Below are 16030 nucleotides of genomic sequence, written 5' to 3'. Positions count from 1 at the left end.
GCGCTTCGCGCTCCTCCCCCGCACCTTCGGTGCTCAAACTCCGCTCCTAGCGGAGCGTCGTTCCCCGCCCCAAGGGACGGGGGCAGTCATGGCGATAGCCGGTGGGAAGCCGTGTCCCGGGAGCGAGTTGGGATTCTTTTCTTTTCCAGGATCTCCCCATGCAGTGGACCGTGGGGGCTATCGCCATTGAGGGTGGGGCCGACGGGGAGGGGGCATGCCCCCTCCCCTGTCTCTCGGAAAAAGGACATATGTAATCTCCACTCGAAGACCCGTAGTCTTCTCGAGATCCGGACGTCCTGTCCGTCGCACCTCGCCCGGCCTTCGGCCCGCCCCGAGGGGCGGGGGCAGTGCGTGGCGATATACGACTGGCCGAAGGTGCGATGTTCCGGAGGAACGACTGTCTGAAGGACAGGAGTTCGAGAAACCCGAAGGGTTTCGAGGAACGGAGCTGGAGCACCGTTAGGTGCGGGGGCAGGAGCAGGAGAAGACCGAAGGTCTTGGACTGGCGACGTTCTGATAGGAACGGAGCACGAGCACCGCTAGGTGCGTAGCAATGGAAATCCGTATACGGGTTTATGATGTTTCGAAATGTGACCGCTAAACATCAGGATCTTGAAGATATCGCAGGACTTTGAGGTATAAGCATGAGTATTGCGAGTGTGGCGGTTCAAAGAGCCAGCGCATCGTCATCCCCTCCCCCCACCCCGTGCGTGGTTTTAATCTCTCCCCCGGTCAAACGGTACAGACAGGACTGTTGATATAATGCGTTCGGATCAGATTCGGCAGGGCCGCCTTTCGGGAGAACGGTCGGGCGATCTCGAGCACTTTCTTGCATCGATGGACGCCGACCGCTGGATCGCGAAGGCGGACCTCCTCGTGGATATGGCGCACCTCCTCGGCCTCCGGCGGCAGAAGATCATCGACGAGGCCCCGGCACGTGCGCTGATGGCGGCGCTCCTCGATCTTTACGACCACGGCCTCCCGGAGGAGGCGTTCGACGAGCGGTTCGAGGACGTCCACGCGGGCAAGGAGGCCTACCTCATCGACCGGGTGGGCGAGGACTTCGGCGGCCGCCTTCACATGGGTCGGTCCCGCAACGACGAGGTCGCCACCTGCATCAGGATGAGGCTCAAGGAGGAGATCATCGCCCTCGTGCAGTCGCTCGCCGATCTCCGGCGGACCCTGATAGAGACTGCCGCCGTGCACACGGAGACGGTGATGCCGGGCTTCACCCACCTCCAGCACGCCCAGCCCACGACGCTGGCCCACTACCTCCTCGCCTACGAGCAGGCCTTCTCCCGGGATACGGCCCGGCTGCGGGAGGCGTATGCCCGGGTGGACATCTCCCCTCTCGGTTCTGCGGCGTTCGCTTCGACCGGCTTTCCCCTCGACCGCGACTACACCGCCCGGCTCCTCGGGTTCGCCCGCCCGGCGGGAAATAGCATGGACGCGGTCGCCGCCCGGGACTTCGCTATCGAGGTGCTCTCCGACGCCGCGGTCTGCATGACGACGGCGAGCCGGCTCTGCGAGGAGCTGGTCCTCTGGAGCACCGCGTTCGTCGGGTTCGTCCGGCTCGACGACGCCTACTGCTCCTCCTCCTCGATCATGCCCCAGAAGAAGAACCCGGATGTGGCGGAGATCATGCGGGCGAAGGCCGGGTCGGTCGCAGGTTCGCTTACTGCGGCGATCACGATCACCAAGGGTCTCCCCATGAGTTACAACCGCGACCTCCAGGAACTGACCCCGCATCTCTGGCGCGGCGTGGAGGCCGCCCGGCAGAGCATCCCGCTGTTATCCGGCATGATCGGTTCTGCGGCCTTCGATACGGAACGGATGGGCGCCGAGGCGGGCAGGGGATTCTCCACCGCGACGGAACTTGCCGACGTCCTCGTCCGGGAATACGGACTTGCATTCCGCACCGCTCACCGGATCGTCGGGCGGGCGGTCAGGCACGGATCGCTCGACCTCGCCACGCTCGAGGACGCCGCCCGGGAAGCGGCCGGCATCTCGGTCGTGGAACCGGGAATGACCCAGGAGAAGATCGACTCCGTCCTCGACCCGCGCCACGCCGTTGCGGTCAGGAGCATCGTCGGCGGCCCGGCGCCCGCGGCGGTCGCGGTGCAGCTTGCGGAACAGAAGGGCCTCCTCGCCCGGGATACGGCATGGGCGGAGGAGACCCGGACGGCGCTCTTAGGCGCATTTGAAGACCTTATCCTTGAATCACGGAGGCTGGCAGCATAATGGAGAACCTTCAGACCGGAGACCGGGTGCGCTATGTGAACGGCGGAACCGCGCTCACCGGCACCTACATCACCGAGCGGGACGGGATGACCGTCGTCAAACTGGACAGCGGCTACAACATCGGAACTTCGCCCGAAAAGATCGAGTTCATCGGGCGGCCGGCCCTGCAGCCGCCAGCAGGTGCCGGGGTCGTCGTCCAGAGCCGCGACCTCCCGGAACTCGCCATCATATCCACCGGCGGGACGATCGCAAGCAGGGTGGACTACCGGACAGGGGCGGTGATGAGCCAGTTCTCGGCGAGCGACATCCTGCGGGCGATCCCGGAACTCGGGGATATCGCCCGCTACCGCGACCGTCAGGTCGCAAGCATCCTCTCCGAGAACATGCTCCCGCCGCTCTGGCAGGAACTCGCCCGGGCGATCTACGAGGAGATCCGGCACGGGGTCGCCGGGGTGATCGTCACCCACGGCACCGACACGATGGCCTACTCGGCGGCGGCGGTCAGGTTCATGCTCAAGACCCCGGTGCCGGTCGTCTTCGTCGGGTCGCAACGGTCCGCCGACCGCCCGAGCTCCGACAACGCCATGAACGCCCTCTGCAGCGCCGCTGTTGCAACCGGCGACCTCGGCGAGGTGGCGGTGGTGATGCACGCGACGACGAACGACGACTGGTGTGCCGTCCACCGGGCGACAAGGGTCCGCAAAATGCACACCTCCCGGCGCGACGCCTTCCAGAGCATGGGGATGGCACCGCTCGGCTACGTCGATTACCCCTCCCTCTCCGTCACCCTCTCGGACGAGGCGGTCCGGCGCGGTGCGGAGGAGCCCGAACTCCACGATGCGCTCGAGGAGCGCTGCGCCCTCATCCACTTCTATCCCGGGATGCCTTCGAGCGTCCTCGACGCCTTCGAGGGCTGCGCGGGCCTGGTCATATCGGGGACCGGGCTCGGGCACGTGGCGACGGCGTGGATCCCCAGACTCCGGGAGATGATCGAGGACGGGACGACCGTCGTCATGACGTCGCAGTGCCTGCACGGCCGGGTCTGCGACCGGGTCTACAATACGGGAAGAGATCTCCTCGCCGCCGGCGTCATCGAGGGCGAGGATATGCTCCCCGAGGCGGCGCTCGTCAAACTGATGTGGGTGCTCGGGAACGAGTCGGACCCCGAACGGGTGAGAGTGCTGATGCAGACCGATCTTGCGGGCGAGATCCGGTGGAGGTCGGTCTGAATGGACTACGAGAAACTCGGCCTCAAAGCCGGGATCGAGATCCACCAGCAGCTCGATACGGCCGAGAAGCTCTTCTGCCGGTGCCCCACCGCTCTCCAGGATGTCTCCGAGCGGACCGGGGAGTTTTACCGCTACCTCCGGGCGACGGAGAGCGAACTCGGGGAGATCGACCGGGCGGCGCGCGAGGAGATGAAACTTGTCAGGAAGTTCTGCTACTACACCTACGACACGGTCTGCCTGGTGGAGCACGACGAGGAGCCCCCGGCCCCGATGAACCCCGAAGCGCTCGAGGTCTGCCTCACGATAGCAAAGATGCTCGACATGACCCCCGTCGAGCAGGTCCACACGATGCGGAAACTCGTCATCGACGGCTCGAACACAAGCGGGTTCCAGCGGACGGCACTCGTCGCGCTCTCCGGCGCCCTCCCGGACGGCTGTCGGGTCGAGACGATCTGCCTCGAGGAGGAAGCGGCGCAGCGGGTGGAGGACGAAACCTTCTCCCTCGACCGTCTGGGGATCCCGCTCATCGAGATCACCACCGCCCCCTGCATGCACACTCCCGAGGCCGTCCAGAAGGTCGCGGGGCACATCGGGATGGTGCTGCGCTCGACCGGCCGGGTGAAGCGCGGCCTCGGGACGATCCGGCAGGACATCAACGTCTCCATCGCGGACGGCGCCCGGGTGGAGATCAAGGGCGTCCAGGAACTCGACCTCATCGCCGAGGTGGTCCGCCGCGAGGTCGAGCGGCAGGTTAATCTCCTTGCGATCCGCGACACCCTTCGGGAACGCGGTGCCCGGGTGGACCATACCGTGATCGACGCCACCTCCCTCTTTGCCGGGACGGCGTCCGCCATCTTAAAGAAGGCGAAGTCCATCCTCGCGGTCCGGCTCTGCGGATTTGCGGGCCTCGTCGGGCGGGAGATCCAGCCCGGCCGGCGTCTCGGGAGCGAGATGTCGGACTACGCGAAGAAGTGCGGCGTCGGCGGGATCTTCCACACCGACGAGCTCCCCGCCTACGGCGTCACGGCAGAGGAGGTGGCCCGCCTGCGAGAGTTCGTCGGCGCCGGGGAGGAGGACTGTGTCGCCATCGTGGCGGCCGGGAGAGAGCGTGCCGGCTGTGCGGCCGAGCAGGTGATGATCCGCGCCGAGATGGCCCTCTCCGGCGTGCCCGAGGAGACCCGGAAGATGCTCGAAGAAGGGAGCACGGCCTACATGCGCCCGCTTCCGGGAGCCGCCCGGATGTATCCCGAGACCGACGTCTTCGTGACCGCGATCGACGAGCCCCTCTGGGAGGGCATTGCAGTCCCCGAACTCCTCACCGACCGGGCGGAGCGGTTCGCCCGGGATCTCGGGCTTGACGAAGCGCTGGCGCGGCAGGTGGCGTTCTCCGAGCGGCTGCCGCTCTTCGAGAAGGCCGTCGCCGCCGGTGTCCGCCCCACCCTTGCGGCCCGGACGCTGCTTGCCACCTGCCGGGAACTCGCCCGCGACGGCGTCGACGTCGGCCGGGTGAGCGAAGACGAGCTCCTCGCCCTCTTCTCGGCCGTGGAGGCCGGGCGGGCGGCAAAAGAGGCGATCCCGGACCTCCTCACCGAACTCGCGCGGACCGCCGGAGGCGCCGGGGCACCCGGAGAACGGGTGGATGCGGCCATCGAGAAGATGGGGCCCGCCGTCTCGCAGGCGGACGTGGAGGCGATCGTGCGCCGTATCGTGGCCGAACGCGAGGCGTTCGCCCGGGAGAAGGGTATGGGCGCGCTCGGCCCCCTGATGGGAGTCGTCATGCAGGAGCTCCGGGGGAGCGTGGACGGGAAAGTCGTCAGCGAGACTCTCCGGCGCGAGCTCAAGCGGCTGCTCTCCTGATTGCGGGCACGCTCGCTCTCTGGCCCGGGCCTGCCCCGGGTTACTTTTATCATCGGATCAGTTCATAAATATAAAGGAGTTTTATCATGGGAAAGACAGGAAGTGTCCAGTGGGCCCAGGTTAAGGGCGTGAAGGGGCAGATACGGCTCGTCCCTGCAAGTGAAGGCGAAGTGAAGAACCCCGGCCCGAACCAGCGGTTCAAGCCGATGGCTGCTATCCAGAAGCGGGCGAGCAGGGAAGGGCAGGACCAGCGGCGCGGTGGGCGCGGTGGACGCGGCGGCCGGGGTGGACGTAGAGGAGGCGGCACCCCGACCATGGACGTGCGGGTACGCCGGAGCGTGCGGCGCGCCAAGGTGTCGGCTCTCGGGACCAAGCAGAAATCGAGATAAGCCGTCTCCCTCTTCTCCTTCAATACTTTTTATACTAGCGAGTTCCAGTATGTGGTATGGATCTCAAAACCGCCATCAGGACCTATCAGTTTGCCGAAAGGGCGAAATCCGAACTGATTGTGGGGTCGCAGCTGACGACAGCCCTGATCCAGTTTCCGCTCCAGGAGAAGCCCGGCGGAAAGCGGATGCTTGTGATGGTGCTCGAGTCGATCCGCTCGGAGCTTGAGTTTGCCTACGGCGATACGGAACTCGGGGAGTTCAGGAAGGCCATCGATCACCTCAACGAGGCGATCAGCCTGACCGAGAGCATGGAGCTGGGCGCCGCGTCGGAACGGATGAGCAGGGCCGTCAGCGCCGTCACGACCGCAGCCCAGACGGCATGGGATACGCTCAAAGAACATGAACTCCTCTGACTTTCTCCGCTTCTTAAGAGCACGGTCGTCGGTCCGGGAATACTCCGGGGAGCCGCTCGAAGAGGAAGATATCGATTACATCCTCGCCTGCGCGAGTACGGCGCCGAGCGCCGGCAACCGCGAGGCCTGGGACGTCGTCGTCGTCACCGACGATGACGTGAGGGTGGAACTTGCGTCGGCGGCCCTCGAGCAGGTACACATCCGGGAGGCGCCGGCGATCTTCGTGGTCTGCGCGAACTACGTCCGGTCGATGTCGCACTACGGGGAGCGAGGGATCCTCTATGCGCTCGAGGACGCCACGATCGCCTGCACCTACATGATGCTCGCCGCCCACGCCCGGAATCTGCACTCGTGCTGGACCGGGGCGTTCGATGAAGGCGAGGTCCGCGAAGTCCTCGGCCTCCCGCAGCATCTCCGTCCCGTCGCGCTTCTTGCGGTCGGGAAAGGGACGCCGCCGCTCGAGCCCATGGAGCGGATGCCGGTGGACGAGCACGTGCACCGCGAGACCTGGTAGGATTCCAATCTGGAGAGATTATGCCGGATTATTTGGTTACGCTTGAATCAGCGTGGATAATTAAAGACGTCAAGTCGATGGACGACGCGGTGAGCATCGCGATCAGCGAGGCCGGGAAACGGCTCAACCCCTCGGCGAAGTTCGTTGAGATCGAGGCGGGCATGATCGCCTGCCCCTTCTGCGAAGGCGAATTGAACACCGCTCTCGTGGTGGCGAACACCGCCCTCGTCGGGCTCGTGCTGCAGATGAAGGTCTTCCGTGCGGAGTCCGGGGAACACGCGGCCAGGATAGCGAAGTCGGTCGTCGGGAAGGCATTGCACGACGTTCCGCTGAAGGTCCAGGAAGTGCAGGAGATATGATCGCCGTCGTCGGGCATACCGCCATAGATCACCTCTTCCGGGTGCCGAAACTCCCCGGGAAGCACAACTCGACCTATATCACCGATCATGCGGTCTACTTCGGCGGCGGGGCGGCAAACATAGCGGCAGGGATCGCGACGCTCGGAGAGCGGTGCCGGTTGGTCTCCCTGGTCGGCGCCGATTTTCCGGGCAGCGACTACGACCTCTGGATGCACGATCTTGAGATCGTGCAGGACTTCACCCTGGTGAAAGATGCCCGCACCGCGACCGCGTACGTCTTTACGGACGACGACGGCGACCAGGAGACCTTCTTCGAGTGGGGTGCGTCCGCAGAGTTCTCCCGGGCGGAAGTACCCGCTCTCGACTTCGTCCACATGGCGACGGCCGACCCCGACTTCAACGTCCGGGTGGCCCAGAAGAGCAAATTCGCCTCTTTCGACCCGGGACAGGACCTCCTCCACTACACGCCCGACCAGCTCGAGATCATCCTCGCGAACATCGATATCCTCTTCTCGAACAACCACGAGATGGACAGGATGTGCGATATGCTGGGGCTGGAGCGCCCGGCGCTCATCGCATCGATCCCGATGACGGTCACGACGCGCGGGGCGGAGGGGAGCATGCTCAGCATGGACGGCGAGGAGTTCCACGTCCCGGCCGTCAGGGTGGAGGCGGTCGACCCCACCGGCGCCGGCGACGGTTACCGTGCCGGGTTCCTCACCGCGTTCCGGAGGGGCTACGCCCCGCTCGATTGCTGCCGCGTTGGGGCGGTGGTCTCGTCCTTCGTCGTTGAGAGGACAGGCACCCAGACGAACCTCCCCGACTGGGAACGGATGCTTGCACGCTACCGGAAGGTCTTTGGTGAGCCCGGGGAAATAATTGTCTGAATTATGGGGTGCACAGCGCTGATGGCCGGCGGGAAGGCGCCGGCTTCTGCTCCCGGCCCGAGAGCGGCACCCGGGAGCGCCTGATGGAGTCCGGCCCCGACGTCCGCGTCGAGCGGCTTACCCGCTACATCTTCTCCGCCCCGTCATGGCCGCGGTCGCTTGCGATCATCGTCCTGCTCGGGTTCTTCATCGATGCCGCTACCTACCGGGCCGGCGACGAGCTCTTCCTCGCCGGCACCCTCGGGTTCTCGGTTCCGGCACTGGTCGCCTTCCTGCTGACCGTGCCGCTGGTGGGGATCTCCGGCCGGCATATCACCTGGAACCGGTCGGCCCTCCTCGCCCTGGCCTGCACGGTTCTCTCGGTGATCCTGAGCCTTTCGCCGGTCCTGGTCTTCGGCCGTGACCTCTTCCCCGTGCTCTACGCGGGCGCTCTCGGCCTGGTCTTCGGCCTTCGGCTGCTGGTCCTCGTAGCCGTCGCCGACTACCGGATCGCCCGGATGGTCCTCCCCGCGTTCCTCCAGAGCGCGGCCGCCATAGCGGTCGGTGCCTGGTTCTTCACGCCCGGGTTCGTCCCCTACGCCCTCCTCCTCCAGGCAGTCTTCGGGCTGGTCTTCTTCTTCCTGATCTGGCTGATCGAGCGCCCGCTGAAGCGGGCGTTCCAGATAAGCGGGCTCAATTTCCTCAACACCTTCATCGCCCACCTGACCGACGGCTCGAAGAACATGGAGGATTTCTTCCGCGAGATCGGCGAGGAGGTCTATGTCCCCCAGATCTCGCTCTTCTTCTCCCGCGCCCCGGGAGAGGACGTCCTTTTCACGGTCCCGAACGTCCACCCCGGGCCGATGGGCGACGTCGGCGGCGGCAATCTCCCCCGGCTCCTCCACGACACGTTTCCCGAGGAGACGCTGGTCGCCCACGGGTGCGCCACTCACGACTTCAACCTGGTCTCGGAGAGCGAGATAGAAAAGATCGCCTGCGCCGTTGAGGCGTCCCGGAAGGGGCTTGTCTTCTCAGGCACCGCGAGCCGCCCGGTTCGGGTGGCCTCCGGCTCGGTCTCGATCCTCTGCCAGCGGTTCGGGGACGCCCTCCTGATGGTGAGCACCCGGTCCCCGGAACGGACAGAGGATCTCGATTACTCGATCGGGATGACGATCATGGCGGAAGGGCGGGGCTCTTTCTCGGAGGTCGCCTTCGTGGACGCCCACAACTGCATGACCAGTGTGGGTTCCCCGATCCTCCCGGCGACACGGATCGCGACGGAGTACATCGCCGCCGCACGCGAGGGGTTCCGCGTCGCCCGGGACCTTCCGGCGGAGCCGCTCGCGATCGGGGTCTCCCACGTCCGGGTCCCGTTCTCCCGCGAGCAGGGGTTCGGGTCGCTCGGGGTGCAGGTGCTGGCGACGGATGTCGGCGGAAAGAAGGCGGCCTATGTCCTGGTCGACGGGAACAACATGGCCCGGGGTGTCCGGGAGCACCTGCTCGCGGTGGTGCTGGATTCTGTCGATGAGGCCGAGATCATGACCACCGACTCGCACACGGTGAATACCGTCAGCGGCAAGAACCCGGTCGGCTACGTGGTGCCGGTGGGGGAGATCGTCCCGTACGTCGAGCAGGCGGTCCGGGAGGCGGTCGCCGACCTCGCCCCGGCACGGGTGGGGGCGGCAACGGCCTCGTGCGACGGTATCGTCGTCTTCGGGTCCCAGCGGGTCTCGCAGCTCGCGAGCACCGTCAACGCGATGCTCGCGTTCATCGCCCCGATCAGTTTCATGATTCTCGTGCTCGCGTTCCTGCTCTCGGTCTTCGCCTACCTCGTACTGCAGTAGGGCGGGATGGCATTTTTTCTTTTGAGACGCCCAATACTGGTTTCATGGAGTACCGGTTTTCTTCCCGGATGAGGCGGGTCCCGGAGTCGTTCCTCAAGGAGCTCTTTCGGGTCTCGACGGTCCCCGGAGTGATATCGTTTGCCGGCGGCCTGCCGGGCTCGACCTACATCGACGTCGAGGGGATCCGGGAGGCGGCCCGCGAGGTCTTCGCCGAAGAGGGGCGGACGGCGCTGCAGTACACGACGACGGACGGCTACCTGCCGCTCCGGGAGTTCATCGCCGACCGCTACCGGAGAAGACTCGGTCTCCCGGCGACCGCCGAGGAGATCCAGATCGTGAACGGCTCCCAGCAGTGCCTTGACCTGGTCGCGAAGATCTTCCTCGACCCAGGGGACGCCGTCGGGATGGAGCGGCCCGGCTACCTCGGCGCGATCGAGGCCTTCTCCCTCTACGAGCCCGATTTTTATTCGGTTCCGCTGGAGGAGGACGGGCCGGATCTCGCGGCGTTCGAGTCGGTCGTCCGGGACCATGCGCCAAAGTTCTTCTACGGCATCCCGAACTCGCAGAACCCCTCGGGGAGGACCTACTCCCAGGAAAAGCGGCGGGGCGTCGCGGAGGTCCTCGAGGGGACGGATACGGTCTTCTACGAGGACGATGCATTCGGGGAGCTCTTCTTCGACGGGAAGCCGCGGCTGCCGGTGAAGCGCTACCTCCCGGACCAGACGGTGATCTCGGGGTCGTTCTCGAAGATCGTCGCCCCGGGGATGCGGATCGGCTGGCTATACGCCCCGGCGCCGGTCCTCCGGGAGTTCAACGTCGCGAAGCAGGCGGCCGACCTCCACTCGAACTTCCTCTGCCAGGTGATCCTGCACCGCTACCTCGCGACCCACGACCTCGACGCTCACGTTGCCCGGGTCTCTGGGGTCTACGGCCGGCACTGCCGGCTGATCTGCGACCTCCTCGACGACCTGATGCCGCCGGGCACGATCCACACCAATCCCGAGGGGGGGATGTTCATGACCGCGACCCTGCCGGACGGCGTCTCGTCGATGGAGGTCTTTCGCGAGGGTGTCAGGGAGGGCGTCGCGGTCCTCCCCGGGGTGCCGTTCTACGTCAACGGCGGCGGGGAGGACACGATCCGCCTGAACTTCTCGGCGGCCAGCGAGGAGGAGATCGCGGAGGGGATGCACCGGCTGGCGAGAGTGGTAAGGAGGCTCGCGCCCTAGACCGGATCTGCACCCTATTCGGGCAGGCAGGGGCGGCCGGGGGCCGGGACCCGCTCCACCTGCACGAGCATCAGCACCGCGGGCCCGTCGCCCACTGTCCCCGATCTATGGCCCCTGCGCCCCTGCTCGTCGGGCCGGGTGTTCTGGTCGTTCCCGAACGAGAGTTCCCCCGGCCCCATCTCCACGCGGGTGCCGTCCATCGTCTCGACGAACCAGCGGCCCGAGAGCGGCACGATCCATTGCGGCTCCGGGTTCTCGTGCCACTCGCCCACCCAGCCCGCGGGGAGGACCAGGACGACGACGTTGGCGGCCGGATTGCTCAGCCTGTTGATCCACGACGGCGCCGCACCGCTCGATATGTTCGCGAACGCGAAGTTGCTCATCCGGCAGCGGTCCTGGCGGCTCACGCCGTCTTCGTCGGTCCAGACGTGCCAGTAGGACACTTCGGGCCTCTCCGGGTTACGGTTCGTCTCCATGGCGGTTTCCAGCTTTCCGGGCCCGGCCTCAAATACCTTTGGGCCCGGGGGTTGCCCTGGAGAACTGTTGCCGGATCCGGTTTTCGCCGAAAACCCGTCCGGGCGTCGGACTTAATACGTTCCATTGACAATAGGTATTGGTTCTCTTCTTGAGCGAGGGTAGCCAAGCCCGGCCAAAGGCGGTGGACTTAAGATCCACTCCCGCAGGGGTCCATGGGTTCGAATCCCATCCCTCGCATTCTGGAATTTACGATTGTGGATCTCACGAATGCCCTATATCCGCATGCGAATCCGGATGGCGGCAAAACGATCCCGCACGCAATATTGACGGACCTGATGGCACTAACACACCGGACACGCAATTTATTATACTACTTTTATAAATGAGGGGGCATGGCACTATCATACCGTGATGCAACCATCAACTCCGTCGAAGCGACTGCCACGGTCAGCGGCAGTACGGACGCGGCCGCGACGAGAAGGGCAATCCGTACTACTACTACCCGAACGTCTCGGTGAGCATCGGCTACTGGTTCGACAACGAGGGTATACCTTCCTCGGACTGGAACACGCACTTCAAGGCGCAGTTGTGGATCAACGGCGAACTGGTCGGCAAGAAACAGGACCTCTCCGCCGGCGGTCCGCAGACCTACACGTTCTTCGCGCACAAGTTCCCGGCGCCGGGCACCTACAAGGTGGAGGTTCGCGGGAAGAATTCGAAGTCGATCGATGTTACGATCAAGAATCCCCCGGTGCAGGAGAAGAAGGCGGCACAGTGATGGGGGGGTGTAACACCTAATTTTTCGCTCAACCTATTTCTCGCACAGGTTGTGCAAGTTTTTCAGGGCCGGCGTATGCCTCAAAGCCCGGGACTTCATGCGCCAGAGATTGGGGGAAAAGCCGCCGATGCCAGAAAACTCCTTCTGTAGATCTCCAATCAGTTGTTGGAGAATTGGTTTGCTCCGAAGACCGCAGAACTGCTGATATCCCTCCCGCTCACCTCCAAAGGTATACGTTCCGGCGCATCGAACACCTCATATGGACGCTCCGGCCTTGAGCAGGCAGGGATAGGCTATGGATGGCAGCACGATAATCCTGGTTCTCGTTTTTGCATGCGGTATCCTCGCGGGATTCGGCGTATACGCGATCGTATCCACCGCCCCGCCCGCTCCGGTACAGGCGGCTCTCTACACGGAGAACGCGCCGGAGCCCATCGGGCCGTACAGCCAGGCCGTGCAGTGCGGGGACTACCTCTTTATGTCGGGGCAGATCGGTCTCGACCCGGCCACCGGCAACCTCTCCGGCACCGCCGCCGGTGAAGCGAGGCAGGCGATGGAGAACCTGCGGGCTGTGCTGCTCGAAGCGGGTCTTGACTTTTCGGACGTCGTCCAGACCCGGATTTACCTCACAGACCTCGCGGACTTCGATGCGGTCAACGCCGTCTACGCCGAGTACTTACAGGAGCCGTACCCCGCACGGGCGACGGTGCAGGTCGCCGCCCTCCCGAAAGGGGCGAGGGTCGAGATCGAGATGGTCGCGAGGGTGCGGTGACCCGGCCGGAAACGCACCGGTTCCGGGACCTGCCATGCCGGCACCCGCCTTCGGCAGGGGATACCGCGATGACCGGGGCCGATGCTCCCACGGCGAACAATAGATTAAAGCAATCCGCGAGCGTAAGAGGACATACAGCAGGAGCGTTGCGCACATGAAAACCCGCACCGAAGTCCTCGAGATCCTCCGCTCCCTGAAGGCCGAACTCAGAGAGCGGTATCACGTCGAGAGCATCGCCCTCTTCGGGTCGTACGCCCGTGAAGAACAGGGAGAGGGCAGCGATATCGACGTACTCGTCGAGTTCGGCTCCGGTGCGGATCTCTTCGACTTCGTCGGACTGTCACAGTACCTCGAAGAAAAACTCGGGTCCGGCGTGGACGTCGTGCCGGAGGCGGCACTTCGCCCGGAGATCCGCAGTCAGGTTACCCGGGACCTCCTTGTTGCATGAGATCGCACACTCTCTATCTCTCGGACCTTGCTGCTGCGCTTGAGAAGATTGAGGAGTTTACCGCAGGCATGACTTATGATCAGTTCCTGCATGACGACAGGACCCAGAGCGCCGTCATCAGGAAATTCGAGATCATCGGCGAAGCGGCCAAAAAGATCCCGCTGCCCATCCGGGAGAAGTATCCTGCCGTTCCCTGGCGCGAGATGGCGGGAATGCGAGATAAACTGATTCACACGTATTTCGGCGTCGACACCCAACTTGTCTGGCGGACCGTCGTCAATCGCGTTCCAAAGCTCCAGCGGGAGATCTGCCGCATCCTCGAGCAGGAGCGCGGGCGGTAACTTCGGGATGGCGCGGTTGACACGATACTCGTTCACCGCCGCATTCCGAATCCCCGGCACCCCCATTGATAAACATCTATCAACCTCCCCCTCCATATTCGCTATGGAGATTCGATGCCCGCGATACGAATAGGCGAAGGGAGCGAGCTGGCCCAGCAGCCGGAACCCTTCAGGAATGAGTATGAGCTGCAGGAGATCCTTGCCGAGCATCCGGTGCTCCTCGTCGACCGGGGCGATTCCGCACTCGTCACGATCAGCCGGGAGTTTCCGTTCGAGGGCGGATTCGCCGATATCTTTCTCGTCGACAGCAACGGGCTGCCGGTTATCGTCGAGGTGAAACTGGCCCGCAACGGAGAGTCGCGGCGCGAGGTCATCGGCCGGCTCTGCGACCGTCTCTCTGCAATGGGCGGACTTACGCCCGACGAAGTGAACGAGAGATCTGCAGGCCTTCTCGAAGAAAATCTCCAATTGATGGCCGGTGCAGAAGGAGAAGAGAATCCCGAGGACCGGCTCGCCCGGTTGAAGAGCAATTTCGCCTCGTACCTGAGAGCGGGACAGATCCGGGGTATTATCGTCCTCGACGCTGCCCCGGACGACCTTATCAGGGAGTTCAGTTACCTCAACGAACACAGCGATCTCGATCTGCGGTTGCTGGTGGTCGAGCGCTACCGGCTCATCAGGCATGAGTATTTCTATCACTCCCGCTTCCTGGTATCGGGCAAGACGGATCCGGAGATAAAGCGGCAGAGGTTACGGCTTCGATCGATCGTCGAGAAGTTCTCGAAGATGAAGCCGCCCATATTCTCAACGCACGCGACCGGAAGTGAGAACGTCCGCGTATGCCGCGAAGGGTGGCCGGCAGCGGTGCACTACGAGTTTTGCGACTGGAAGGATTCGATCAGTATCGAGATACAGGTCAACCACAAAGAGTACCCGACGATCGCAGGCTTCCTCCCCAAACTCCGCGAGCACCTCTCCACGGCCATCCCGGACACGCAACGGGTCGAGCTGGTTACCGACTCGTTCGGTTGGACGAGGCTTCAGTTCTTCTTCGGGGAAGAGATCGACCCTTACCGGATTGCGCAATCGATGGTGCGCCTCTGCAGGACCGAGAAAGACATCTCCACTCTGCTGCAGGAAGGGAATGGCTAGGGGCCGAGCGCCACCCCCCCGCCTCCTCGACCAACGCCGGCGGACATCCTGTGGGCGTTCACGTTCTTGCACCGCGCCCGACTGGTTCTCCATCAAAGGCCTTGCCGGGGACACCAACGTTGAGGTCAGGTTCAAAAAGGAGGTCATGCACCTGACGGTGGATTTTCTCTATCTCCTCTTCACCTCCTACCGGGAGGGACCGGTGGATCTCTCGGTGCTGAAACAGAGAGAGCAGGGGGTCGGGAAACGGGTGAAAGAACGCCTGTATGGGCGTGATCGACGGAAGACACAATGCCCGAGGACGTATTCGAACAGTTTGCCGGGGACTACGATCGGTGGTTCGAGGAGTACCACGCCGAGTACCATACAGAACTCGCCCGGATCCGGCGTTTCCTCCCCTGCCCGGACTCCCGTGCCGTCGAAGTGGGGGTCGGTTCCGGGAGGTTTGCCGCGCCCCTCGGGATCCCGCTCGGACTCGAACCCTCATGTGCCCTTGGGCGGATGGCGCGGCGCCGGGGGATCGAGGTGATCCGCGGGAGGGCGGAATCGATCCCGCTCAGGGACGGGTCATGCTCGTCCGTCCTGATGGTGACGGTCATCTGTTTCCTGGACGACCCGGTTTCGGCGTTTTGTGAAATCCACAGGATCCTTGTCCCGGGGGGTTCGTTCGTTCTCGGGTTCATCGAACGGGAAGGAGAGATTGCCCAAAAATACCTGCACGAGAGGGGAAAACACAGATTCCTCTCCCGCGCCCGCTTTTACTCGTCGTGCGAAGTCCGGGAGTTCCTCCGGCACACCGGGTTTCGCGTGACGGAGGCCGACTCGAGGGCCGGGTTCTCGGTTATCGCCGCGAGGAAAGGCCGGTAGGCACCCGCACGGCCCCGGCGGGATGTGCCGGCCCGGCGGGATGATGCCGTCACCGGCTTTGCGGCTACGATCCGTCCCTCTCTTCTCTCATGCCTTTTTCAGGGTAAACCGGAACGCTGCTCCCTCCTCGGGATGGCCCGGCACCCGGTCCTCGACCCAGATCTTGCCGCCGTACCGTTCCACGAGGATCTGCACCAGGTAGAGTCCGAGCCCTTCGCCGACGCCTCGTTTCTTCGAGGTCATCCCAATACTCTCGC

General features: G+C 64.3%; 18 protein-coding genes and 1 tRNA gene. 17 read left to right on the top strand and 2 right to left on the bottom strand.

Annotation, left to right across the window (positions count from 1 at the left end; all coding sequences use genetic code 11):
- Window positions 1–762: 762 nt before the first annotated feature.
- The 10 genes from argH to BRA62_RS08815 all read left to right on the top strand — a co-directional run bounded on the left by argH (window position 763) and on the right by BRA62_RS08815 (window position 10938).
- Entirely contained in the window at window positions 763–2241 is a 1479-nt protein-coding gene (argH, locus tag BRA62_RS08860; protein ID WP_292366205.1) for an argininosuccinate lyase, read from the top strand.
- On the top strand, window positions 2241–3470 hold the full coding sequence (gatD, locus tag BRA62_RS08855; RefSeq protein WP_292366204.1) for a Glu-tRNA(Gln) amidotransferase subunit GatD: 1230 nt from the start codon (window positions 2241–2243) through the stop codon (window positions 3468–3470). Before argH ends, gatD begins: the two co-directional genes overlap by 1 nt.
- Window positions 3471–5327 carry a Glu-tRNA(Gln) amidotransferase subunit GatE gene (gatE, locus tag BRA62_RS08850; RefSeq protein WP_292366203.1) on the top strand — a complete coding sequence of 619 codons (1857 nt, stop codon included), beginning with the start codon at window positions 3471–3473 and terminating at the stop codon, window positions 5325–5327. It abuts the gene before it with no gap.
- Between the two features lie 86 nt (window positions 5328–5413).
- Window positions 5414–5716 carry a DUF5350 domain-containing protein gene (locus BRA62_RS08845; protein ID WP_292366202.1) on the top strand — a complete coding sequence of 101 codons (303 nt, stop codon included), beginning with the start codon at window positions 5414–5416 and terminating at the stop codon, window positions 5714–5716.
- Between the two features lie 56 nt (window positions 5717–5772).
- On the top strand, window positions 5773–6129 hold the full coding sequence (locus BRA62_RS08840; protein ID WP_292366201.1) for a hypothetical protein: 357 nt from the start codon (window positions 5773–5775) through the stop codon (window positions 6127–6129).
- Entirely contained in the window at window positions 6116–6643 is a 528-nt protein-coding gene (locus BRA62_RS08835; protein WP_292366200.1) for a nitroreductase family protein, read from the top strand. Before BRA62_RS08840 ends, BRA62_RS08835 begins: the two co-directional genes overlap by 14 nt.
- 20 nt (window positions 6644–6663) lie before the next feature.
- Complete coding sequence (locus BRA62_RS08830; RefSeq protein ID WP_292366199.1) at window positions 6664–7002, top strand: DUF555 domain-containing protein; 339 nt, start codon at window positions 6664–6666, stop codon at window positions 7000–7002.
- Window positions 6999–7889 carry a carbohydrate kinase family protein gene (locus tag BRA62_RS08825; RefSeq protein ID WP_292366198.1) on the top strand — a complete coding sequence of 297 codons (891 nt, stop codon included), beginning with the start codon at window positions 6999–7001 and terminating at the stop codon, window positions 7887–7889. The genes BRA62_RS08830 and BRA62_RS08825 overlap by 4 nt, the downstream gene beginning before the upstream one ends.
- Window positions 7890–7972: 83 nt before the next feature.
- On the top strand, window positions 7973–9712 hold the full coding sequence (locus BRA62_RS08820) for a DUF2070 family protein (RefSeq protein ID WP_292366207.1): 1740 nt from the start codon (window positions 7973–7975) through the stop codon (window positions 9710–9712).
- A 44-nt stretch (window positions 9713–9756) separates the two neighbouring features.
- Window positions 9757–10938, top strand: coding sequence for a PLP-dependent aminotransferase family protein (locus BRA62_RS08815; RefSeq protein ID WP_292366197.1), 1182 nt, complete (start codon window positions 9757–9759; stop codon window positions 10936–10938).
- 14 nt (window positions 10939–10952) lie between these two features.
- Here BRA62_RS08815 and BRA62_RS08810 read toward each other — a convergent pair whose 3' ends face one another.
- Window positions 10953–11414 (bottom strand): cupin domain-containing protein, encoded by a 462-nt coding sequence (locus tag BRA62_RS08810; RefSeq protein ID WP_292366196.1) that lies wholly within the window; start codon window positions 11412–11414, stop codon window positions 10953–10955.
- Window positions 11415–11567: 153 nt separating this feature from the next.
- Between BRA62_RS08810 and BRA62_RS08805 the strand changes: the two genes are divergently transcribed.
- The 7 genes from BRA62_RS08805 to BRA62_RS08775 all read left to right on the top strand — a co-directional run bounded on the left by BRA62_RS08805 (window position 11568) and on the right by BRA62_RS08775 (window position 15773).
- Window positions 11568–11652, top strand: a tRNA-Leu gene (locus BRA62_RS08805).
- A gap of 277 nt (window positions 11653–11929) precedes the next feature.
- A complete protein-coding gene (locus BRA62_RS08800; RefSeq protein ID WP_292366195.1) occupies window positions 11930–12193 on the top strand; it encodes a hypothetical protein in 264 nt (87 codons plus the stop codon).
- A gap of 295 nt (window positions 12194–12488) precedes the next feature.
- The gene (locus BRA62_RS08795) at window positions 12489–12965 is read left to right on the top strand and encodes a RidA family protein (protein ID WP_292366194.1); all 477 of its coding nucleotides are present in this window, start codon (window positions 12489–12491) and stop codon (window positions 12963–12965) included.
- A 154-nt stretch (window positions 12966–13119) separates the two neighbouring features.
- A complete protein-coding gene (locus BRA62_RS08790; RefSeq protein WP_292366193.1) occupies window positions 13120–13413 on the top strand; it encodes a nucleotidyltransferase family protein in 294 nt (97 codons plus the stop codon).
- Window positions 13410–13754, top strand: coding sequence for a DUF86 domain-containing protein (locus BRA62_RS08785; protein ID WP_292366192.1), 345 nt, complete (start codon window positions 13410–13412; stop codon window positions 13752–13754). Before BRA62_RS08790 ends, BRA62_RS08785 begins: the two co-directional genes overlap by 4 nt.
- Before the next feature lie 114 nt (window positions 13755–13868).
- Complete coding sequence (locus tag BRA62_RS08780; protein ID WP_292366191.1) at window positions 13869–14906, top strand: hypothetical protein; 1038 nt, start codon at window positions 13869–13871, stop codon at window positions 14904–14906.
- A 291-nt stretch (window positions 14907–15197) separates the two neighbouring features.
- On the top strand, window positions 15198–15773 hold the full coding sequence (locus tag BRA62_RS08775) for a class I SAM-dependent methyltransferase (protein WP_292366190.1): 576 nt from the start codon (window positions 15198–15200) through the stop codon (window positions 15771–15773).
- 87 nt (window positions 15774–15860) lie between these two features.
- On the opposite strand, the gene BRA62_RS08770 is transcribed toward BRA62_RS08775, so the two are convergent.
- Entirely contained in the window at window positions 15861–16016 is a 156-nt protein-coding gene (locus BRA62_RS08770; RefSeq protein WP_292366206.1) for an ATP-binding protein, read from the bottom strand.
- Window positions 16017–16030 lie beyond the last annotated feature (14 nt).

The sequence above is a fragment of the Methanoculleus sp. UBA208 genome, assembly GCF_002498065.1.
Classification (GTDB): domain Archaea; phylum Halobacteriota; class Methanomicrobia; order Methanomicrobiales; family Methanoculleaceae; genus Methanoculleus.
This window is presented reverse-complemented; position numbering and strand designations above follow the sequence as displayed.